Origin of the sequence: Psychrobacter sp. GW64-MNA-CIBAN-0177, assembly GCF_040309585.1 — a bacterium.
Lineage (GTDB): Bacteria > Pseudomonadota > Gammaproteobacteria > Pseudomonadales > Moraxellaceae > Psychrobacter > Psychrobacter okhotskensis.
In genome coordinates, this window is record NZ_JBEOOY010000432.1 from 1 (window position 1) to 253 (window position 253).

The following is a 253-nucleotide window of genomic DNA, read 5'->3' on the forward strand; positions in this document are numbered from 1 at the left end:
TTACATGACCGTGATGTGCGCCGCACAATGGCCTGTGGTATTGCCGGTTTATCGATTGCCGCCGATTCATTGTCAGCGATTAAGTACGCTCAAGTTAAGCCTATCCGCGACGAAGATGGTATTGCGGTTGATTTTGATATTCAAGGTGATTATCCAAAATTTGGTAATAATGATCCTCGTGTTGATGACATGGCTTGCGATTTAGTTGAACGTTTTATGGCGAAAATTCGCACTAAAACAATGTATCGTAATG

General features: G+C 42.3%; 1 protein-coding gene. It reads left to right on the forward strand.

All coding sequences use genetic code 11. The features are described 5' to 3' along the window. Positions 1 to 253 (forward strand): pyruvate formate lyase family protein (locus AAEY79_RS15740; protein WP_352289556.1); only part of this gene is annotated, 253 nt, incomplete at both ends.